Below are 20228 nucleotides of genomic sequence, written 5' to 3' on the forward strand. Positions count from 1 at the left end.
AGTTTCGCCTCCCCCCACCCCCTCCCCCCACCAAGAAAAGAGGAGGGACCGGGGGCCTGGGGTGTGGGTTGTTTTGTTGGGGGGGGGGGGGGGGGGGGGGGGGGGGCCCCCCCCCCCCCTCGGCGGCGCTCAGTCGTTCCCTTGCAGGATCGCGATCAGGCGCAGGAACTCCAGGTAGATCCAGACCAGCGTCATCGTGAGGCCGAAGGCGGCGAGCCAGGCCTCCTCGCGCGGGGCGCCGTACGCGATGCCGTCCTCGACCTGCTTGAAGTCCAGGGCCAGGAAGCACGCGCCGAGCAGCACGCCGATGATGCCGAACATGATGCCGAGGCCACCGCTGCGGAAGCCCAGGCCGTCACCGCCGCCGAAGACGGAGAACAGCAGGTTCACCGCCATCAGGAGCACGAAGCCGAGGGCCGCGGCCATCACGAAGCCGTAGAAGCGGCGGTTGACGCGGATCCAGCCCGCCTTGTACGCCACCAGGACGGCGAGGAAGACGGCCATCGTGCCGAGCACGGCCTGCATGGCCGCGCCGCTCGCGATGCGGTTGTCGACGACGCTGGAGACGACGCCGAGGAAGACGCCCTCCAGGGCGGCGTACGCCAGGATCAGCGGCGGGGACGCCTTGCGCTTGAAGGCCTGGACGAAGCCCAGGACCATCGCCACGAGGCCGGCGCCGATCGCGATGCCGTACGACTTGCTGATGTTCGCGTCGTCGACGGGGAGCAGCGCCCAGGCGAGCGCGGCCGTCACGACGAGGACGCCGAGCGTGGTGGCCGTGCGCATGACGACGTCGTCCATCGTCATGCGGGTGGTCACCGGGGCCTGCGGCGGGGCGCCCTGGAGGTCCTGCTGGCCGTACGGGTTCGCGGCGTACGGGTTGGTGGGGGCCTGCTGGCCCGCGGACGGGTTGGTCTGCGTACCGACTGCGGGGCCCCCGGCCTGCGGCTGCGCGTTGAAGCCCGCATAGCCGTTGTCGCGGCTGAACCCCCGTCGCGAGAAGACCGGGTTGCTGCTCCTCATCTCACTCCTCCATGGCCACCGTGCGTGGCTTTGGTTCAAGAGTAATGCGTAGGCAAAAGGATGTGCCTAGTGCTTGGGGAGGATCTTTCCCGCCAGGTGGCGGGGGATCCCTGTCCTGCCCCTACTCTTCGCCCGGAGAACGCCCGGGACCGGGCGCGCTGTTCCCGGCCCGCCCGCGGTCCTCCCATCGGGTGGTGTCGCGGGTCACAGTACGCCGTCCAGGGGGCGCCCCGTATAGGCCTCGGCGAGGTCCGCGCGGGCCGGGCGCGAGGTGGCGACGCGGTCGAGCTGGGCGAGCTGGACGCGGTCGTCGAACGGGGTGGCGTCCGGGTGGCGGTGCAGCAGGGCCGTGAGCGCGTTCGAGAACCGCTCGGCCTGCCAGACGCGGCGCAGACAGGTCGCGGAGTACGCGTCGAGGAGGCCGGGGTCGCCGGTGCGCTCGTGCGCGACGAGGGCGCGGGCGAGGGTGGCGACGTCGCCGACGGCGAGGTTGAGGCCCTTGGCACCGGTGGGCGGCACGATGTGCGCGGCGTCGCCGGCGAGGAAGAGCCGCCCGTACCGCATCGGCTCGTGCACGTAGGAGCGCAGGGGCGTGACGGACTTCGCGGTGAGGGGCCCGCGCGTGAGCGGCGGACCTTCGTCGGTCTCGCAGCGGCGCTCCAGCTCGTCCCAGACCTCCGTGTCGCTCCAGGCGGCGGGGTCGGTGTCCGCGGGCACCTGGAGGTAGAGCCGGGAGACCGTGGGCGAGCGGTGGCTGAGGAGGGCGAAGCCGCGGTCGTGGCGGGCATAGACCAGCTCGTCGTGCGAGGGGGGCGCGGCGGCGAGGGCGCCGAGCCAGGCGTAGGGGTACGCGCGCTCGTACGTGCGTGAGAGCGCGGGGGGCACGGCGGCGCGGGACACGCCCCAGAAGCCGTCGCACCCGGCGACGTAGTCGCACTCCAGGATTCGCTCGCGGCCCTCGTGTCGGAAGTGGACGCGCGGCCGGGCGGTGTCCGCGTCCGTCACGGCGAGTGCCTCGGCGCCGAAGAGCAGCGGGCCGCCGTCCTGGAGCTGGAGGGCGATGAGGTCCTTGCAGACCTCGGTCTGCGCGTACACCATCACGGACCGGCCGCCGGTGAGGGACGGGAAGTCGACGCGGTGCCTGCGGCGGTCGAAGCGCAGCTCGATGCCGTCGTGCCGCAGGCCCTCGCGGTCCATGCGCGCGCCCGCGCCCGCCGCGCGCAGCACGTCGGCGGTGCCGTGCTCCAGGATGCCGGCGCGCTGGCGGCCCTCCACGTACGCCCGGTCGCGGGCCTCGACGACGGTGGCCGCGATGCCCGCGCCGTGCAGCAGCCGGGCGAGCACCAGGCCGGCGGGCCCCGCCCCGATGATCCCCACCTGCGTCCGCATCCGGGGAGTGTCCGGCCGCCCCTGTCCGGGTGTCAACGGTGCGCTGCGGAGGGCGGTCGCCGCCGGTCGCTGCCATGCTGGGGACGAGCCCGTCCGACCTCCGCTGCGAAGGGGCCGCACCATGCTGTCCACCGAGTTCGTCCCCGGCGCCCCGAACTGGCTGGACCTGGGTGCCCCGGACACCGGCGCCGCCGCCGCGTTCTACGCGGCGGTCTTCGGCTGGGAGTACGAGTCCGCGGGCCCCGAGGCCGGGGGCTACGGCTTCTTCCGGCAGGACGGCAGGACCGTCGCGGGTCTCGGCGCGCTGACCGAGGAGGGCGCCTCGTCCGCGTGGACGGTGTACTTCCACACCCCGGACGCGGACGCCACCGCGAAGGCGGTGGAGCGGGGCGGTGGCAGCGTCCGCGTGGCCCCTTCGGACGTGTTCGGCTTCGGGCGCCTGGGGCAGTTCACCGACCCGGCGGGCGCGGACTTCGCCGTGTGGGAGCCGGCCGACACCGACGGGGTCGAGCTGGTGGCGGAGCCCAACGCGCTGAGCCGGGTCGAGCTGTACACGACGGACGCGGCGGCGGCGAAGGACTTCTACGGCTCGGTGTTCTCCTGGCGGACGCGTGACGTGCGGATGAGCCCGGAGCTGACGTACACGGTCCTGACCCCGCAGGGCGGTCCCGACGGGAACAGCCACGGTGGCCTGATGCAGCTGCCGCCGGAGAACCTGGAGGCGGGCTCGATGCCGGAGTGGCATCCGTACTTCGAGGTGGCCGATGTCGACGCGACGCTGGCCAGGGCCACGGAGGCGGGGGCCACGGTGATCATCCCGGCGGCCGACGCCGAGGGCATCGGGCGGTTCGCGATGTTCCTCGACCCCGCCGGGGCGCCGTTCGCGGTGATCAAAAGCGCGGATCCCGCCGGGAGTTGACGAAGCGTCAGAAGGGTGGCGGAGGTGCCCGGAACCGGACTTGAACCGGTACGCCCATGAAGGGCAGCGAGGTTTAAGCTCGCCGTGTCTGCATTCCACCACCCGGGCAGGCCGTAGGCTCCGCATCAAGGCTTCGACCCTATCGGGAGGCATCCCCCGAATAGCGGAACGGCAGCCCGACGTTGTCTTATTTTATTGACGCCTGAGGGTGCATCAGCACCTGGTACGCGCCGGTGGTACTTGCCCCGGGCCACCCCGGCCGAGGGCCGCGAACGCGAGGGAATTGACGGAATTTAGCCGTCTCCGTGGCGTCTGCGGCAAGCGCTCTCCCCCCGCCTCCGCCGAGCCTCGCGCACCGTTGTGCGCCGCCCCCGCGCACACCGGTGCGCGGGCCGTGCCACAAGCGCCTCCCCGGGCCGTGTGCCACCGGTTCCCCCGGTCGTGTCGGGACGGGCTTCACCGGGACGCGGAGGCGGCGGGACCCCGGCCCGCGTCTCAGGGAAGCCCGTCATCCCCAGGTATGACTCGGCCGCCCCGTGTCCGACCCGAGTCGCCCCCAGGAACCGGAACAGCGGCTGACTACGGGGCCGTCATCGGACAGGACGATGGAGTACGTCCCCTCGACACGCCGTCCCGACAGGAGCACCGCCCCGTGACCACCACCACTCCCTTCGCCGCCCACGCCACCGCGGTGGCCGCGCGCGCCACGGAACTGTCCAAGGTGTACGGCCAGGGCGAGACCCAGGTGGTCGCGCTCGACCGGGTCTCCGTCGACTTCGGACAGGGCCGGTTCACCGCGATCATGGGCCCCTCGGGCTCCGGCAAGTCCACCCTGATGCACTGCGTGGCCGGCCTGGACAGCTTCAGCTCCGGCTCGGTGCGCATCGGCGAGACCGAGCTGTCGACGCTGAAGGACAAGCAGCTCACCAAGCTCCGCCGGGACAAGATCGGCTTCATCTTCCAGGCGTTCAACCTGCTGCCGACCCTGACCGCCCTGGAGAACATCACGCTCCCCATGGACATCGCGGGCCGCAAGCCCGACAAGCGGTGGCTGGAGCAGGTGATCTCCATGGTGGGCCTGGCCGGGCGCCTCTCCCACCGGCCGACCGAGCTGTCCGGCGGCCAGCAGCAGCGCGTCGCCGTGGCCCGCGCGCTCGCCTCCCAGCCGGAGATCATCTTCGGTGACGAGCCCACCGGAAACCTCGACTCCCGCTCCGGCGCCGAGGTCCTCGGCTTCCTGCGCAACTCCGTGCGCGAGCTGGGCCAGACCGTCGTCATGGTCACCCACGACCCGGTGGCCGCCGCGTACGCGGACCGCGTGATCTTCCTCGCGGACGGGCGGGTCGTCGACGAGATGCACGAGCCGTCCGCGGACCGCGTCCTCGACCGGATGAAGGACTTCGACGCCAAGGGCCGCGTGAGCTAGCGCTTCCTCGGTCAGTTCTTTTCTGCGGGCCGCTCGTGGCTGGTCGCGCAGTTCCCCGCGCCCCTTGGGGGCGCCCAGCCTCACCAGGACCTCACACCATGTTCCGTACTGCCCTGCGCAACGTGCTCGCGCACAAGGCCCGGTTGTTGATGACCGTGCTCGCCGTCATGCTCGGCGTCGCGTTCGTCTCCGGCACGCTGGTCTTCACCGACACCTTCGGCTCCGCCTACAAGAACAAGTCGGCGAAGAGCTTCGACCACGTCTCGGTCGCCATCCGCCCCGACGGCGGCGGCACCCGTGACGACGACGGCCAGGAGGCCAAGCAGACCCCCCGGCTCACCGACGCGCTGCTCGGCAAGGCCAAGGAGCTGCCCGGCGCCGGTTCCGCGATCGGCACCTACTCCGGCTTCACCGCGCTCGCCGACAAGGACGGCAAGCTCGTCGGCGGCGAGTGGGGCACCACCGGCGCCAACTACTACCCGGGCCAGGACGGCAAGGACCCGCGCTACGACTTCGCCGAGGGCAAGGCCCCGCGGTCCGCGGGTGAGGTCGCCCTGGACAGCCGTACCGCCGACCGCACCGGCTACGGGGTCGGCGACACCGTCCGCTACTCCACCGACGGCCCCGTGAAGACCGCCAAGGTCTCCGGCGTCTTCGACACCGACGACGGCAGCGTCGTCGCGGGCGGCAGCCTCGTCGTCTTCGACAACGACACCGCGCGCAAGGTCCTCGGCAAGTCCGAGTACGACGAGATCGACGTGAAGGCCGCCGCCGGCACCGGTGAGTCCGCGCTGAAGGGCGCCGTCGAGAAGATCCTGCCGAAGGACACCGAGGCGGAGACCGGCGCCTCCCTGAAGGCCGAGCAGGACCGGCTGATCGAGGAGAACACCAGCGCCATGAGCCAGGTGCTGCTGATCTTCGCCGGGATCGCGCTGTTCGTCGGCATCTTCATCATCGCCAACACCTTCACCATGCTGGTCGCCCAGCGCACCAAGGAGCTGGCCCTGATGCGGGCCGTCGGCGCCTCCCGCCGGCAGGTCACGCGCTCGGTGCTCATCGAGGCGTTCATCGTCGGCCTGGTCGCCGCCGTCGCGGGCTTCGTGCTCGGCATCGGCGTGGCCGTGGGCCTGGAGTCCCTGATGAACGCGGGCGGCGCCTCGCTGCCCGACGGGCCCCTGAAGATCGGCCCGACGACGGTCCTCGTCGCCCTGCTCATCGGCGTGGTCGTGACCATGCTGGCCGCCTGGCTGCCGGGCCGCCGCGCCGCGAAGATCCCGCCGGTCGCCGCCATGAACAGCGTCCACGCCTCGCCCACCACGCGCGGCCTGGTCGTGCGCAACACCATCGGCTCGCTGATCGTCGCGCTCGGCGTGGTCATGCTGTTCATGGACGACAACTACGTGAAGTCCGGCGGCGCCGCGACGATCCTCGTCGGCGTCATCGTCCTCACGCCGCTGCTGTCCCGCCCCTTCATCGCCGCCGCGGGCCCGCTCCTGAAGCCCTTCGGCGTCACCGGCAAGCTGGCCCGCCTGAACTCGGTCCGCAACCCGCGCCGCACGGCCTCCACCGCCTCGGCCCTGATGATCGGTCTGACCCTCATCACCGCGATGACCGTCGTCGCCGTCTCCATGGGCAGCGCCATCAACAAGATGGCCACGGACTCCCTGAAGGCCGACTACGCCGTCTCGATGGCGAACTTCCAGCCGCTCACCCCCAAGGTCCACGAGAAGCTGGCCCAGCTCCCCGAGGTCGAGGCCAGCAGCCCCCTGCGCACCACCTGGGGCGAGGCCGACGGCCGCGACACCCGGATCACCGGCGTCGACCCCAAGGCCTTCGACAAGCTCGTCGGCCTGGACTTCACCAGCGGCTCCACCGCCGGGCTCACGGGCGACTCCGTCCTCGTCGACAAGGAGACGGCCGACGCCAAGGGCCTGAAGGCCGGTGACACCGTCCCGGTGAAGTTCGACGACGACAAGACCACGCGGCTGAAGGTCGCGGGCGTCTACAAGTCCAACGAGATGCTCGACGGCCTCTTCACCCCGGCCTCCGTCGTCACCCCGCACCTGTCGAAGGTCCAGGACCAGCAGGTCCTGCTGAAGATGAGGGACGGCGCGTCCGACCGGGCCGAGGACGCCGTCGTGAAGGCCCTCGGCGACAACCCCGCCATCAAGATCCAGGACAAGGACGACATCAGCAACGAGGTCGGCGGCGCCATCAACATGCTGCTGAACATGCTGTACGGCCTGCTCGCCATGGCCATCCTGGTCGCGGTCCTCGGTGTCATCAACACCCTCGCGATGTCCGTCTTCGAGCGGAAGCACGAGATCGGCATGCTCCGCGCGATCGGCCTCGACCGGGCGAAGATCAAGCAGATGGTGCGCCTGGAGTCCGTCGTGATCTCGCTGTTCGGCGCGGTGCTCGGCGTCGGCCTCGGCCTGTTCCTCGGCTGGGTCGCGGGCGACAGCATCTCCGGCTCGGTGAAGACGTACACCATGGAGATCCCCGCCGGGCGGATCCTGCTCTTCCTCGCCATCGCGGCGGTGGTCGGCGTGCTCGCGGCGGTGTGGCCCGCGCGGAGCGCTGCGCGGCTCAATCCGTTGCAGGCCATCAAGTCCGACTGACGTCGGGCTGTGCCGGGGCCCGGGTGCACCAGCACCCGGGCCCCCTTTTCAATGCTCCGTCTGCGGGTCCGTCGTGGCTGGTCGCGCAGTTCCCCGCGCCCCTTCGGGGCACTCCCGCCAGTCCCTGGCGCGTAGTGGCATGCCCGATCTGCCGTCCTCCGGGGTCCTGACCGCCAGGACCTGGTTGACCCCGATGCGGTTGCGCTCGAAGGCCAGGGCCGACGCGGCCATGTAGAGGCGCCAGATGCGGGCGCGGCCCGGTGTCGTGAGGCGCTGGCCCCGCTGCCAGTCGGCCTCCAGGTTGGCGACCCAGTGGCGCAGGGTGTGGGCGTAGTGCTCGCGGATGGACTCCACGTCGCGGACCTCGAAGCCGGCGCGCTCCAGGAGGCCCACGGTGGTGCCGAGCGGGGCCAGTTCGCCGTCGGGGAAGACGTACGCGTCGATGAACTCGTCGACGGAGTACGCCGTCTCGTCGCCGAGGGGGCGGCGCGCGATCTGGTGGTTGAGCAGGCGCCCGCCCGGCTTCAGGAGGGTGTGGAGGTCGCGCGCGTAGTCCAGGTAGCGGTCGGAGCCGACGTGCTCGGCCATGCCGATGGACGAGATCGCGTCGTACGGGCCGTCGCGCACGTCGCGGTAGTCCTGGACGCGGATCTCGACGCGGTCGGTCATGCCCTCCTCGGCGACGCGCTTGCGGGCGTACGCGGCCTGCTCGCGGGAGAGCGTCACGCCGACGACGTGTACGCCGTGCTCGCGCGCGGCGTGTATGGCCATGGAGCCCCAGCCGCAGCCGACGTCCAGCAGGCGCATGCCGGGCCGCAGGCCGAGCTTGCGGCAGATCAGTTCGAGCTTGTCGCGCTGGGCGTCCTCAAGGGTGCCTTCGGGCGACTCCCAGTAGGCGCAGGAGTAGACCATGGAGGGGCCGAGGACCAGCTCGTAGAAGTCGTTGCCGACGTCGTAGTGGTGGCTGATGGCCTGTTTGTCGCTGCCCTTGGTGTGCCGGTGCAGTCTGCCGTGCTTGCGCATCTCCTCGCGCGGCACGGGCGGCGGCAGGAACGGCGCGGCGAGCGCGAGCAGCGAGCGGACGGCGGCCCGCACCTCGGGGTCGCGCAGCGACTCCACCAGTGTGGGGGCGTCGTCGTCGCGCTCCCAGATGAACTCGGCGAGCAGGTCGAGGGCCTGGTAGAGGTCGCCCTCGACGTCGAGGTCCCCGGCCACCCAGGCCCGGGCGAGGCCCAGCTCCCCCGGCTTCCACAACAGGCGCCGCAGCGCGCGCCGATGGCGCACGACGAGCACGGGCGCCCCCGGCGGTCCTGCCTCCGAACCGTCCCAGGCACGGATGCGAACGGGAAGCTGGGCTCCCAGCACCTGCTCGGCGATGTTCTTCAGCCGCGAAGCGGCGTCCTGCATGGCACACACCTCCGCAATGGGGGTACCCCGGGGAACGGTCCGACTCCCCGTAAACACCAGCGACACGCCCGCACAGTCCCGTTACGGCGTCACGAAACGGCAAAATAAGTGTAGATAGCACGGACATCGGCGGACGGCAACGGCTACTTCCCGTTCTCTCGCTCTTCCCGTTCTCTCGCTCTTCCCGTCCCCCGGTGCTCCCCGCTCCTCCCGCCGCCCCCGCCACCACGGCGAAAACCCGAAGGGCCCCCGCTCCACGGATAGCGGGGGCCCTTCGGGTCGATACGACGTGCGGCCGGAGCCTAGGAGGCCTTGGCCTTCTCCTCGACCGGAGCGGAGGCGGCGGCCGGCTTGGGCGCGGGCTTGGCGGCCTCGTAGAACTCCTCGCGCGGGGTCTCCATCGCACCGAGGGAGACGACCTCACGCTTGAGGAACATGCCGAGCGTCCAGTCCGCGAAGACACGGATCTTGCGGTTGAACGTCGGCATCGCCATGCCGTGGTAGCCACGGTGCATGTACCAGGCGAGACGGCCCTTGAGCTTGATCTTCATCTTGCCCATGACGATCATCGCGACGCCCTTGTGCAGGCCGAGACCCGCGACCGCGCCCTTGTTGGCGTGGCTGTACTCCTTCTGCGGGAAGCCCCGCATGCCGGAGACCACGTTGTCGCCGAGGACCTTGGCCTGGCGAAGGGCGTGCTGGGCGTTCGGCGGGCACCAGGCGTTCTCGTTGCCCGCCTTGCGGCCGACGAGGTCCGGGACCTGGGCGTTGTCGCCCGCGGCCCAGATGTAGTCGGTGCCCTGGACCTGGAGGGTCGTCTGGGTGTCGACGTGGCCGCGCGGGCCGAGCGGGAGACCGAAGCGGGCGAGCGCCGGGTTCGGCTTCACACCGGCGGTCCAGACGACCGTGTTGGAGTCGACCTCAAGGCCGTTCTTCAGCACGACGTGGCCGTCGACGCAGGAGTCCATGGAGGTGGAGAGGTAGACCTCGACGCCGCGGCTCTCCAGGTGCTCCTTGCCGTACTGGCCGAGCTTCGGGCCGACCTCCGGCAGGATCTTGTCGGCGGCGTCCACGAGGACGAAGCGCATGTCGTCACGCGACACGGTCTTGTAGTACTTGGCCGCGTCCCGGGCCATGTCCTCGACCTCGCCGATCGTCTCGGCACCGGCGAAGCCACCGCCGACGAAGACGAAGGTCAGCGCCTTGCGGCGGACCTCCTCGTCGGTCGTGGAGTCGGCCTTGTCGAGCTGCTCGAGCACGTGGTTGCGCAGGCCGATGGCCTCCTCGATGCCCTTCATGCCGATGCCCTGCTCGGCGAGGCCGGGGATCGGGAAGGTGCGGGAGACCGCGCCCATGGCGATGACCAGGTAGTCGAACGGCAGCTCGTACGCCTCGCCGACGAGCGGCGCGATCGTGGCGACCTTGCGGTCCTGGTCGATGGTCGTGACCCGACCGGTCAGTACCTCGGCCTTGGGCAGCACGCGTCGCAGCGGGACGACGACGTGCCTCGGCGAGATGCTGCCGGCGGCGGCTTCGGGGAGGAAGGGCTGGTACGTCATGTACGAGCGCGGGTCGACGACCGTGACGGTCGCCTCGCCGTAGCGCATCTTCTTGAGAATGCGACGAGCTGCGTACAGGCCTACGTACCCACCGCCTACTACGAGGATCCTGGGACGCTCCGTGGTGCTCATGCCATCGAGTATCCACCCCCTCTGGGAGGGTCGCTCGTGCGCCCCTTCACAAGGTTGCGGGGGGCCTCTGCTACACTTCGCCGCCCACGTGACGGAGGTCATGGCACCTCAGGGGAACCAGTGGGTGACGCGAGTCGTTGTCAACCCCTCGTGAGCAGCCACTCCGGGCTTCGACGCCGGGTGAACCAGTCCTCGGTTCACACCCCCGTAACACCTGCGATGCGCCACGGCCGTCAGCCTCGCGCCTTCAAAACCCCGCCTCCGGGCCCGAAACTCCTCGGAACCGCGCCCTGGAGGGCCGTTTTCCTTGTGAAGAACTTCACGAACTTTTCCGATGAGATGCCACCGACGGTCCGCCGGAGCCTCCCTAGGGCTGCTCAAACGACATCCTCCCCGCTCAGGCGTTGATCGACAGCGCCTGAGCGAGGGGGAGCCGAGCGGGGCTAGCGGCCCAGCTCCTCCGCCACTTTCCAGGCGATTCCGTCCAGGATGTCGTGTTCGCTCACGACGACCTCGCGGGCACCGACCCGCTCCATGATCGCGCGCAGCACGAGGGCGCCCGCCACGATCACGTCGACGCGGCCCGGGTGCATCACGGGGATCGCCGCGCGCTCGGCGTGCGTGGAGTGCGCGAGCCGCTCCACGATCGCCTCGACCTGCTCGTACGAGACGCGCGAGTGGTGGATCGCGGCGGACTCGTAGGCGTCGAGGCCGAGCGCGATCCCGGCCACCGTGGTCACCGAGCCCGCGAGCCCCACGAGGGTCTTGGCCTCGCGCAGCGGGACCGTCTCCTCGGCGAGGTCGAGCGCGGCGTCGACGTCCGCGCGGACGGCGGCGAGCTGCTCGGCGGTCGGCGGGTCGGTGACCACGCCGTCGCGCACGAAGTGCCGCTCGGTCATGCGCACGCAGCCGACGTCCACGGAGCGGGCCGCCCGGACGCTGCCGTCCCCCACGACGAACTCCGTGGAGCCGCCGCCGATGTCCACGACGAGGTAGGGCGTCTCCAGGTCGGCGCGGCCCGTCAGCTCCTTGGTGGCGCCCGTGAAGGAGAACTCCGCCTCCTGGTCGCCGCTGATCACCTCCGGCTCGACGCCGAGGATGTCCAGGACGCCGCGGACGAATTCGTCGCGGTTCTCCGCGTCGCGCGACGCGGAGGTCGCCACGAAGCGGGTGCGCTGCGCGCCGTGCTCCTTGATGACGGCGGCGTACTCGCGGCAGGCCTCGAAGGTCCGCTCCAGGGCCTCGGGGGCCAGGCGGCCCGTCTTGTCCACGCCCTGCCCGAGGCGGACGATCCGCATGCGGCGGTCGAGGTCGACGAGTTCGCCGGTCCGCGGGTCCGCGTCCGCGACGAGGAGGCGGATCGAGTTCGTGCCACAGTCGATGGCGGCCACGCGGGTCACGCTGGGTGCTCCTTTGCGTTGACGGGTAGGGGGCAGCGGGGGGGGGCTGTGCCCACCCGTTCCGCCCTGCGGAACGATTGCCCACAGCGGGAAGACGGACGATCAGGCGCTCAGCGTCGGGGCCGGTCCTCGCGCAGCTGGGGCTTTCGGGTGGGCGGGCAGGGGGGATCCCGCCGCGGTAGCGGCGGGTCCAGGGCCTGCTCAGCCCTCGGCAGGAGAAACGCAGGGGCCCTTGCGCCACCACTCGGGGAGCATGGCGATGGCCTCGTCGCCCAGGGGGTTCACGCCCGGGCCCGCGGCCAGGGAGTGGGCGACCAGGACGTGCAGGCACTTCACGCGGTCCGGCATGCCGCCGGCCGAGGGGAAGCCCTCCAGGACCTCGATGGAGTCGCGCCGGGCGATGTAGTCCTCGTGCGCGGCGCGGTACGCGGCGGCCAGCTCCGGGTCGGTGGCGAGCCGCTCCGTCATCTCCTTCATCACGCCGTTCGCCTCAAGCGTGCCGATCGCGGAGGCCGCGCGCGGGCACGTCAGGTAGAACGTCGTCGGGAACGGCGTGCCGTCCTCGAGGCGCGGTGCCGTCTCGACCACGTCCGGGTTGCCGCAGGGGCAGCGGTGCGCGATGGCGCGCAGGCCGCGCGGCGGGCGGCCCAGCTGCTCCTTGAACGCGGCGATGTCGGCGTCCGTGGGCGCGCTGGACTCGGTCTGGGGCGGGGGCGTTTCCATGCCTGTCTTTCGGTGGGTGCGGAGGTCGGTTCAGTTGTCGTCGGGGCGGCCCGCGGCGCCGGAGCGGTCCGCCTTGTCGACGCCGTCCCAGACGTTGGAGTACCAGGGCCGGTCGGCGTCGCCCTCGTCGGAGCGCCGGCGCTCGGCGGCCTCGGGGTCGATCACCGTGAAGCCGGTCTCACCGGGCATCACGTAGTGCAGCCGGTCGCGGACGCGCTGCTCGGCGTAGGCGTCGTCCTGCCAGCGCGCCTTCTCGTCGCGCAGGCGCTCGACGTTCTCGCGGTGCTCGGCCTGCTTCTGGCGCTGGTCCGCGATCTCGGCCCGCTGCGACACGTACTGCCGTATCGGGTAGGCGAGCGCGACGACCAGCGAGCAGACCACGAGCACGAGCAGCGCCGCGCGCCCGGTGAGCCGGGAGCGGCGGGCCTGGCGCTTGGTCTGGGAGCGGTAGACGCGCTGCGCGGTCTGCTCGCCGAGCAGTTTCAGCCGCGTCGCGGTGGAGAACCGGTCCCGGTTCTTCACGGCCATGTCCGCCTCCCCAGTACGTGCGTAGTCCCCGCACACGGTACGGGACCGAGTACGGGGACGTACGTACGACTGGCTAGGGCTTAGCCCGTGAAGAGGCTCAGCCCTTGAAGCGGGGGAACGCGCTGCGGCCGGCGTACACCGCGGCGTCGTCGAGGATCTCCTCGATGCGCAGCAGCTGGTTGTACTTGGCGACGCGGTCCGAGCGGGCCGGGGCGCCGGTCTTGATCTGGCCGCAGTTCACCGCGACGGCGAGGTCGGCGATGGTGACGTCCTCGGTCTCGCCGGAGCGGTGGGACATCATGCACTTGAAGCCGTTGCGCTGGGCCAGCTCGACGGCGTCCAGGGTCTCGGTGAGCGAGCCGATCTGGTTGACCTTGACGAGCAGCGCGTTGGCCGCGTCCTCGTCGATGCCGCGCTGGAGGCGCTCCGGGTTGGTGACGAAGAGGTCGTCGCCGACGATCTGGACCTTGTCGCCCAGCTTCTCGGTGATGATCTTCCAGCCGTCCCAGTCGTCCTCGTACAGCGGGTCCTCGATGGAGACCAGCGGGTACGCGGAGACCAGCTCGGCGTAGTAGTCGGTCATCTCGGCGGCCGAGCGGGACTTGCCCTCGAACTCGTAGACGCCGTCCTTGTAGAACTCGGACGCGGCGACGTCGAGCGCGAGCGCGATCTGCTCGCCGGGCACGTAACCGGCCTGCTTGATGGCCTCGACGATGAGGTCGAGGGCCGCGCGGTTCGACTCCAGGTTCGGCGCGAAGCCGCCCTCGTCGCCGAGGCCGGTGGACAGGCCCTTGTTCTTCAGGACCTTCTTCAGCGTGTGGTAGACCTCGGCGCCCCAGCGCAGGGCCTCGGAGAAGGACTCCGCGCCGATCGGGGCGATCATGAACTCCTGGATGTCGACGTTGGAGTCCGCGTGGGACCCGCCGTTCAGGATGTTCATCATCGGCACCGGCAGCAGGTGCGCGTTCGGACCGCCGAGGTAACGGAAGAGCGGCAGGTCGGAGGCCTCGGACGCGGCGTGGGCCACGGCGAGCGAGACGCCGAGGATGGCGTTGGCGCCGAGGGAGCCCTTGTTGTCCGTGGCGTCCAGGTCGAACATGGCCTGGTCGATCAGGCGCTGCTCGGTGGCGTCGTAGCCGACCAGCTCCGGGCCGATCTGCTCGATGACGGCGAGGACGGCCTTCTCCACGCCCTTGCCGCCGTAGCGGTTGGCGTCTCCGTCGCGGAGTTCGATGGCCTCGAAGGCGCCGGTGGAGGCGCCGGAGGGGACGGCGGCACGGCCGGTGGAGCCGTCGTCGAGGCCGACCTCGACCTCGACCGTGGGATTGCCTCGGGAGTCCAGGATTTCCCGGGCTACGACGACGTCGATGGACGGCACGAGCATCTCCTTCTGGGATGTGACGCGGGGTACGCGGGGGTACTGGGGCCGCGCTGGCCCCTGCGAGACGAGCCTAACCGGCTCCGGGGCATCGGCCAGCCGACCGCCCCTCACATGGACGGGCCGGACGGCCGGTGGAGCCTGGCGCGGATAGTTCCCTCATGAAACAAACTACCGGACCAAAAGGTACCGCCCCGGTGCGGCGGGGGGACGCGCACCGGGGCGGTAGCCGGGTAAGCGGGTGGCTCCGGGCGCTGCCGGGGCCGGGGCGGGTCAGCTGAGGTGCAGCTGCTGGCCCGGGTAGATGAAGTCGGCGTCGGAGACGATGTCGTCGTTGAGCTGGTACAGCTTCTGCCAGCCGCCCTTGACGTCGTGCTCCTGGGCGATCTTGGACAGGGTGTCGCCGGTCTCGACCTTGTACTCGCCGTCGCCCTTCTTCACGACCTTGCCGGTCGGGGTCTGGACGGTCTTCTTCTCGACCTGCGGGGCGGCCTGCTGCGGCTGGTGCTGCGGCTGCGCCTGCGGCTTGGGAGCGGCCTGCTGCTGCGGCTGGGCCTGCTGCTGCGGCTTCGGCTTGGCCTGCTGCTGCGGCTGCTGCTGCGGCTGCTGCTGGCCGCCGCCGGAGGAGCCGCCGCCGGTGTACGGGGAGCTGGACAGGCCCACGCCGCACTTCGGCCAGGCACCCTTGCCCTGGCCCGCGAGGACCTTCTCGGCGATCTCGATCTGCTGGGCCTTGGACGCCTTGTCGGCGGTCGGCGCGTACTTCGTACCGCCGTACGCGGCCCAGGTGGAGGCGGAGAACTGCACGCCGCCGTAGTAGCCGTTGCCGGTGTTGATGGACCAGTTGCCGCCGGACTCGCAGGCGGCGACGCGGTCCCACTCGGCGGGAGTGGCGGCATTGGCCGTGCCGGCCGCCATCAGCGGGGCGGCGACAGCGGCACCGGTGACACCGACGACGGTGGCGGCGCGAGTGGCCTTGTCGAGCTTGGTCGGACGGCGGTGCTTGCCCTTGCCGGAACGCAGCATGAAGTGATCCCCTCACCGACGCCTGCGAGGTGAGCTGTCGGGTTCGGGCGGGTGAGTGCCCGGCCGCACGTCCTAGCGCGCGACTTCACCCCTAGCCGTGTCCGTGCGTCCCGCGGTCTCACGACCGCTCAACGTCCGGGCCCGGCACTTACCTTGGGTCCCCCGCTCCTGCCTTCGGCGCTCGAAGCGACGACTGTTCCCGTCCGGCCGTTGGCAGGATTCGGCGTACCGACCGGCGGGGCCCGCTGTGGCGAGCGGTCATGACCGTAGACAGGCAATCATCCGAATTTCAAAGACGATCAGGGCTTCTGAGACCCATCTCTCACTTGCCTCTCACCGCCTTTAAACCGGACATTCATCGCGAACCGCCGGGCAACTGCCCTACTTTTCGCCCGACTTCTCCTTGTCCTCGACGGCCTCGCGCTTCGCGTCCGCGCTCAGTTCGAGCCGCTGACCGGGGAGGATGAGGTCCGGGTCGGAGCCGACGGTCTTCTTGTTGCCCGCGTACAGATCCGTCCAGCCGCCGTCAAGGTCGTGGCTGTCCGCGATCGCCGAGAGGTTGTCGCCGGAGCGGACCGTGTACGTGCCCGCGCCGCGCTCGGCGCCGGGTACCTCACGCGCGTCGCCGCGCGAGGCGTGACGGCCGGGGCCGGTGTCGCCGGACGAGGCGTTCTCGTCGGCGCGGTCGCCGCGGTGGCGGCCGGAGGTCCGCTCGTCGGACGAGGCGTCGGACGGGGCGTCCGAGCCCGGCGTGGCGCCGCCGGAGCCCTCCGGCGAAGCACTGTCGTCCGCAGCGGACTTGCCGGGCTCATCGGCGGGCTTGCGGTGCTTGCCGCCGCTCTGGCGCGATCCGCCTTCGGCGTCCTCGGCGCCCTTCTCGCCCTTCTCGCCCTGGGCGGCGCCCGCGTCCTCGCCGTCCGTTTCGTGACTCTTGTCTCGCGATCCGGCGGAACCGCCGGGCCTCTCGGCCTTCTCGGAGCCGTCCGCGTCCTCGGCGGTGCCCGCGTCGCCGGACTCGGCTCCCTCGCGCTCGCCCTTCGCGTCCTTGTCCTTGCCGGACTCAGGGGAGCCGGCGGACTCGCCGGAGTCCTGCGCGCGCGGCGGGGCCGACGGCAGGCCCGGGTCGACGTCGGCGGCCTCGCCGCCCTTCGCCAGGCCCGCGGCCGGGGCGCAGTTCGGCCAGGCGTCGGGGCCCCGCGCGGCGAGGACGTTCTCGGCGACGTGGATCTGCTGGGAGCGGCTCGCCTGGTCGGCGCTCGGCGCGTAGGAGAGGCCGCCGTACCGCTCCCAGGTGTCCTGGGTGAGCTGGAGGCCGCCGTAGTAGCCGCTGCCCTTGGCGCTCCACGCGCCACCGCTCTCGCACTCCGCGACCTTGTCCCACGTCTCGGCGTCCGCGGCGCTCGCGCCCGACGCGCCGAGCAGCGGGATGGCGATGGCTGATCCGGTGACGCCCGCCGTGACGAGGATCGCCGGTACCTGGCGGGGGCGACGGTGACGGCCTTGGCCGGAGAGCATGCAGGTGCCTTTCGTGGACGACAGGTCAGGCACGGCACGAGTGCGCACGGGCGCGCGGGTGCCGGGCCGTCGTGAACGTAGCCGCAGTCGAACGCCGGTCACAAGTCGGTTCAGCCGAGATCACATGAAAGTCACATGCTTGACGACCCATCAGCACGGGTGACCCGAGGGGCGGGTGTGAAACCCACCGGCAACGTCCGCAGGCCCCGCATGATGAGCCCGCCCCGCCACCTCAACTCCTCCGGATCCACGCCGAGTTGCAGGTCGGGCAGCCGGCGCAGAAGGGTGGCGAGGGCGGTCCTGCCCTCCAGGCGGGCGAGCGGGGCGCCGAGGCAGTAGTGGATGCCGTGGCCGTAGCCCAGGTGCTGGTTGTCGCGGCGGGCGAGGTCGAGGCGGTCGGGGTCCGCGAAGCGTTCGGGGTCGCGGTCGGCGGCGGCGAGCACGACGAGCACCGGGTCGCCCGCCGCGACGTCCTGGCCGCCGATGCGCAGCGGTTCGGTGGCGAACCGCCAGGTGGCCAGCTCCACGGGCCCGTCGTAGCGCAGGAGTTCCTCCAGGCCCGTGGTGAGCAGTCCGGTCTCGCCCGCGGCCAGCGAACGCTGGAGCCGGGCCCGCTGCTCGGGGTGGGTCAGCAGGGCGTACGTACCGTTCCCGATGAGGTTCACGGTCGTCTCGAAGCCGGCGAACAGCAGGATGAAAGCCATGGCGGCGGCCTCGTTCTCGGTGAGGTGCTCGCCGTGGTCGGAGGCGCGGATGAGGCCTGAGATCAGGTCGTCGTCGCCCTCGTCCATGAGGGTCTCCCGCTTGCGGTGGATGAGTTCGGCGAGGTAGCCGCGCATCTTCTTCACCGAGCGGGCCACGCCGCCGCGCGGGCCCCCGCCGTGGCGGATCATCATCCCGGCCCAGTCCCGGAAGTCGTCCTGGTCCTCGCGCGGTACGCCGAGCAGGTCGCAGATGGCGTAGATCGGCAGCGGGAACGCGAACTCGTGGATGAGGTCGGCCGCGCCCCTCTCCGCGAACCCGTCGATGAGCTGGTCCGTCAGCTCCTGCACCCGGGACTCGAACTCCGCCACGCGGCGCGGCGTGAACGCCTTCGCCACCAGGCGGCGGAGGCGGGTGTGGTCCGGCGGGTCGATGTTGAGCAGGTGCGTCATCAGCTCGGCCTTGCGCTCACCGGGGATGCCGGTCCTGCCCCTGGCGTGCGCGGGCTCGTCGTGGTGCGCGGGGTTCTTGCTGAGCCGCTGGTCGGCGAGGGCCTGGCGGGCGTCGGCGTAGCGGGTGACCAGCCAGGCCTCGACGCCGCTCGGCAGCCGCCGCTTGGTCACGGGGGCGTGCTCGCGCAGCCAGGCGTACGCCGGGTAGGGGTTGGAGGCGAACTCCCAGGTGAACAGCTCGGGCCCGGCAGCGGCTGTGTCGTTCTGGTCGTGCTGGTCGTGCATGCGACGACCGTATCCGCCCGGGGCGGTGCTAGCGCGGCCGGCCCGCGTCGCCGGCTCTCGCCCGGTGGCGGGCGGCCCGGTCGGCGCCGGCCTCGGCGGCCTCGGCGGCCTCGGCGGCCTTGGCCAGCCAGTGGCGGGCGCGGTCCCGGTGCAGCTTGCCGAGGACGGCGTACGCGCTCTCGCGGCCCGCCTCGGCGGCCTTCTCCAAGTAACCGATGGCCTCCACGGCGGCGCCCCGGCCCGCGAGGAGGTGGCCGAGGCGGTCGCAGGCCTCGGCGTTCCCCCGGTCGGCGGCCCTGCGGTACCAGGCCTCCGCCTCCGTCGTGTCGCCCGCCAACTCGGTGACCAGGCCGATCAGGACGTACGCGGCGATGTCGCGGGCGGCGACGCGACGGGTGAGGACGGTACGGCACGCCTCGGCCATCGGTGCGGCGTCCAAGCCGTGCCGGGTCACCGCCGACGTCGCCTTGACCCACACCTCGTCCGACACCTCCCCGAGCGCGCCGGAGCGGACGGCGTCCGCGACGAGGGAGCCGTACGCCCGGTACGTGTCCCCCTTCTCCCCGGGGACGAGCAGGCCCGTCGCCCCGTACCGGGGGCGGACGGCCCAGGCGAGGGCGTCATCGAACGGCTCGGCCTCCGCGGTGGACGCGGGGCACGAGTCGCTCGCCCGGCACACCGGGTACAGCTCGTGCACCTCCCGCAGCACCGCCAGCGGCACGTCCCCCCACAGACCGCAGCGGGCCAGGTCCACGGCCGCCCGCACCAGCAGATGGCCGCGCGGGTGTGCCTGCGCACGGCGGGCCCTGCGCCACTCGTCCCACAGCTCCGGGGCCAGGGCGAGGTATTCGGTGACGCCCCGCCTGCCGCGCCACGTCCGCGCGTCCGCGAGGCCCGGATCGTCGGTGCCCGCGAGCCGCTCCAGCTCGGCCTCGCTCCAGCGGCGGCTCAGTTCGACGGTGTGGGCGCCGCTCAGGACGCGCGCCGCCGCGTCGCCGCCGAAGCGGTGTTCGTCGTACGTCGTGTCGCGCATGGTGGCGAGGACGAGGACCCGCTCCTGGGCGAGCCGGGCCAGGAGCGCCGCGCTCAGGCCGTCCGGGCCGAGGTGGCCTTCCAGGTCGTCGAGCCAGAGGACGCGGGAGGCCTCGGGCCCCGGCAGCCCGGATGCCGTGCCCCGCAGGTCCGAGCCGGGGTGCGGGGCGTGGATCCGGATCTCGGCCCCGGGCCCGGCCCCGGCCCGCAGGACCGCCCGGGCGGCAGTCATGGTCTTGCCCGACAGCGGGCCGCCGGTGACCACGACGAGGCCTCCCGCGCGCAGGCCCCGCGCGACCAGGGCGCCCAGCTCGCCGTCGCAGTCCCTGGCCACGTACGGGGGCAGGCCCTGCTCGTTGCCGAAGCGGCTCGTGAGGCGTACGCCGAACCAGCGGAGGCCGAGCCCGTCGACGGGAAGCCAGCTGTCGGGCGGAGGCGGCCCGAAGGCGTTGACGGTGATGCCGCCGTCGACGGTCCCTGCCTGGATCACCGGGCCCGCCGCGTCCCCGATGACCGTGTTCCGCGTCGTGGCCACCAGCGGCACGGGGGGCGGGATCGGCGCGAGGGCGGCGTACGCCTTCCGGTCATGGCCGCAGTCCGTGCAGAAGCGGTCGTCGTAGGACAGCGCCGCTTGGCACACCGGGCAGGTCACCATCGCCTCCTCGGGCATGAACTCCCGCTCGGCCGGGCCACGTTCGGCGGTGAGCGCCT

Annotated in this window: 15 protein-coding genes, 1 tRNA gene and 1 riboswitch; of the genes, 3 read left to right on the forward strand and 13 right to left on the reverse strand. The window is 71.8% G+C overall.

The window, feature by feature from the left end; all coding sequences use genetic code 11:
• Window positions 1-129: 129 nt before the first annotated feature.
• Both AC07GB_RS23685 and AC07GB_RS23690 read right to left on the reverse strand, forming a co-directional pair.
• A complete protein-coding gene (locus AC07GB_RS23685; RefSeq protein ID WP_478848534.1) occupies window positions 130-1023 on the reverse strand; it encodes a Bax inhibitor-1/YccA family protein in 894 nt (297 codons plus the stop codon).
• A 204-nt stretch (window positions 1024-1227) separates the two neighbouring features.
• The gene (locus AC07GB_RS23690; RefSeq protein WP_478848536.1) at window positions 1228-2412 is read right to left on the reverse strand and encodes a 4-hydroxybenzoate 3-monooxygenase; all 1185 of its coding nucleotides are present in this window, start codon (window positions 2410-2412) and stop codon (window positions 1228-1230) included.
• A 121-nt stretch (window positions 2413-2533) separates the two neighbouring features.
• Here AC07GB_RS23690 and AC07GB_RS23695 point away from each other — a divergent pair, with 121 nt between their 5' ends.
• Window positions 2534-3331, forward strand: coding sequence for a VOC family protein (locus AC07GB_RS23695; protein WP_478848538.1), 798 nt, complete (start codon window positions 2534-2536; stop codon window positions 3329-3331).
• A gap of 25 nt (window positions 3332-3356) precedes the next feature.
• Here the strand turns inward: AC07GB_RS23695 and AC07GB_RS23700 are convergent.
• A tRNA-Leu gene (locus tag AC07GB_RS23700) sits at window positions 3357-3439 on the reverse strand.
• 544 nt (window positions 3440-3983) lie between these two features.
• Between AC07GB_RS23700 and AC07GB_RS23705 the strand changes: the two genes are divergently transcribed.
• Window positions 3984-4757 (forward strand): ABC transporter ATP-binding protein, encoded by a 774-nt coding sequence (locus AC07GB_RS23705; protein WP_478848539.1) that lies wholly within the window; start codon window positions 3984-3986, stop codon window positions 4755-4757.
• Window positions 4758-4855: 98 nt separating this feature from the next.
• Window positions 4856-7378 carry an ABC transporter permease gene (locus AC07GB_RS23710; RefSeq protein WP_478848541.1) on the forward strand — a complete coding sequence of 841 codons (2523 nt, stop codon included), beginning with the start codon at window positions 4856-4858 and terminating at the stop codon, window positions 7376-7378.
• A 48-nt stretch (window positions 7379-7426) separates the two neighbouring features.
• Here AC07GB_RS23710 and AC07GB_RS23715 read toward each other — a convergent pair whose 3' ends face one another.
• The 10 genes from AC07GB_RS23715 to AC07GB_RS23760 form a co-directional block, all read right to left on the reverse strand.
• Window positions 7427-8785, reverse strand: a complete 1359-nt coding sequence (locus tag AC07GB_RS23715) for a class I SAM-dependent methyltransferase (protein WP_478848543.1) — start codon at window positions 8783-8785, stop codon at window positions 7427-7429.
• Window positions 8786-9087: 302 nt separating this feature from the next.
• A complete protein-coding gene (locus AC07GB_RS23720; protein ID WP_478848545.1) occupies window positions 9088-10476 on the reverse strand; it encodes an NAD(P)/FAD-dependent oxidoreductase in 1389 nt (462 codons plus the stop codon).
• 443 nt (window positions 10477-10919) lie between these two features.
• A complete protein-coding gene (locus AC07GB_RS23725; protein ID WP_478848547.1) occupies window positions 10920-11876 on the reverse strand; it encodes a Ppx/GppA phosphatase family protein in 957 nt (318 codons plus the stop codon).
• Window positions 11877-12077: 201 nt separating this feature from the next.
• On the reverse strand, window positions 12078-12599 hold the full coding sequence (locus AC07GB_RS23730) for a DUF501 domain-containing protein (RefSeq protein WP_478848549.1): 522 nt from the start codon (window positions 12597-12599) through the stop codon (window positions 12078-12080).
• A gap of 30 nt (window positions 12600-12629) precedes the next feature.
• Complete coding sequence (locus tag AC07GB_RS23735) at window positions 12630-13127, reverse strand: FtsB family cell division protein (protein WP_478848551.1); 498 nt, start codon at window positions 13125-13127, stop codon at window positions 12630-12632.
• Window positions 13128-13224: 97 nt separating this feature from the next.
• Window positions 13225-14505 carry a phosphopyruvate hydratase gene (gene eno / locus AC07GB_RS23740; protein WP_478848553.1) on the reverse strand — a complete coding sequence of 427 codons (1281 nt, stop codon included), beginning with the start codon at window positions 14503-14505 and terminating at the stop codon, window positions 13225-13227.
• Between the two features lie 273 nt (window positions 14506-14778).
• Window positions 14779-15531 carry a transglycosylase family protein gene (locus AC07GB_RS23745; protein WP_478848555.1) on the reverse strand — a complete coding sequence of 251 codons (753 nt, stop codon included), beginning with the start codon at window positions 15529-15531 and terminating at the stop codon, window positions 14779-14781.
• 4 nt (window positions 15532-15535) lie between these two features.
• Window positions 15536-15721: riboswitch (cyclic di-AMP (ydaO/yuaA leader) on the reverse strand.
• A 191-nt stretch (window positions 15722-15912) separates the two neighbouring features.
• A complete protein-coding gene (locus AC07GB_RS23750) occupies window positions 15913-17046 on the reverse strand; it encodes a LysM peptidoglycan-binding domain-containing protein (RefSeq protein WP_478848557.1) in 1134 nt (377 codons plus the stop codon).
• A gap of 131 nt (window positions 17047-17177) precedes the next feature.
• Window positions 17178-18485, reverse strand: coding sequence for a cytochrome P450 family protein (locus AC07GB_RS23755; RefSeq protein ID WP_478848559.1), 1308 nt, complete (start codon window positions 18483-18485; stop codon window positions 17178-17180).
• Window positions 18486-18513: 28 nt separating this feature from the next.
• Window positions 18514-20187: a tetratricopeptide repeat protein gene (locus tag AC07GB_RS23760; RefSeq protein ID WP_478848561.1), complete on the reverse strand. Its 1674-nt coding sequence runs from the start codon at window positions 20185-20187 to the stop codon at window positions 18514-18516.
• Window positions 20188-20228 lie beyond the last annotated feature (41 nt).

This window comes from Streptomyces sp. NPDC045778 (assembly GCF_056431945.1).

Excerpts from the sequence above, each read along its gene's own strand:
- AC07GB_RS23710 (WP_478848541.1), top strand. The coding sequence starts at position 4,856 with ATGTTCCGTACTGCCCTGCGCAACGTGCTCGCGCACAAGGCCCGGTTG.
- AC07GB_RS23730 (WP_478848549.1), bottom strand. The coding sequence starts at position 12,599 with ATGGAAACGCCCCCGCCCCAGACCGAGTCCAGCGCGCCCACGGACGCC.
- AC07GB_RS23755 (WP_478848559.1), bottom strand. The coding sequence starts at position 18,485 with ATGCACGACCAGCACGACCAGAACGACACAGCCGCTGCCGGGCCCGAG.
- AC07GB_RS23750 (WP_478848557.1), bottom strand. The coding sequence starts at position 17,046 with ATGCTCTCCGGCCAAGGCCGTCACCGTCGCCCCCGCCAGGTACCGGCG.
- AC07GB_RS23720 (WP_478848545.1), bottom strand. The coding sequence starts at position 10,476 with ATGAGCACCACGGAGCGTCCCAGGATCCTCGTAGTAGGCGGTGGGTAC.
- AC07GB_RS23760 (WP_478848561.1), bottom strand. The coding sequence starts at position 20,187 with ATGCCCGAGGAGGCGATGGTGACCTGCCCGGTGTGCCAAGCGGCGCTG.
- AC07GB_RS23695 (WP_478848538.1), top strand. The coding sequence starts at position 2,534 with ATGCTGTCCACCGAGTTCGTCCCCGGCGCCCCGAACTGGCTGGACCTG.
- AC07GB_RS23735 (WP_478848551.1), bottom strand. The coding sequence starts at position 13,127 with ATGGCCGTGAAGAACCGGGACCGGTTCTCCACCGCGACGCGGCTGAAA.
- AC07GB_RS23745 (WP_478848555.1), bottom strand. The coding sequence starts at position 15,531 with ATGCTGCGTTCCGGCAAGGGCAAGCACCGCCGTCCGACCAAGCTCGAC.
- AC07GB_RS23685 (WP_478848534.1), bottom strand. The coding sequence starts at position 1,023 with ATGAGGAGCAGCAACCCGGTCTTCTCGCGACGGGGGTTCAGCCGCGAC.
- AC07GB_RS23690 (WP_478848536.1), bottom strand. The coding sequence starts at position 2,412 with ATGCGGACGCAGGTGGGGATCATCGGGGCGGGGCCCGCCGGCCTGGTG.
- AC07GB_RS23715 (WP_478848543.1), bottom strand. The coding sequence starts at position 8,785 with ATGCAGGACGCCGCTTCGCGGCTGAAGAACATCGCCGAGCAGGTGCTG.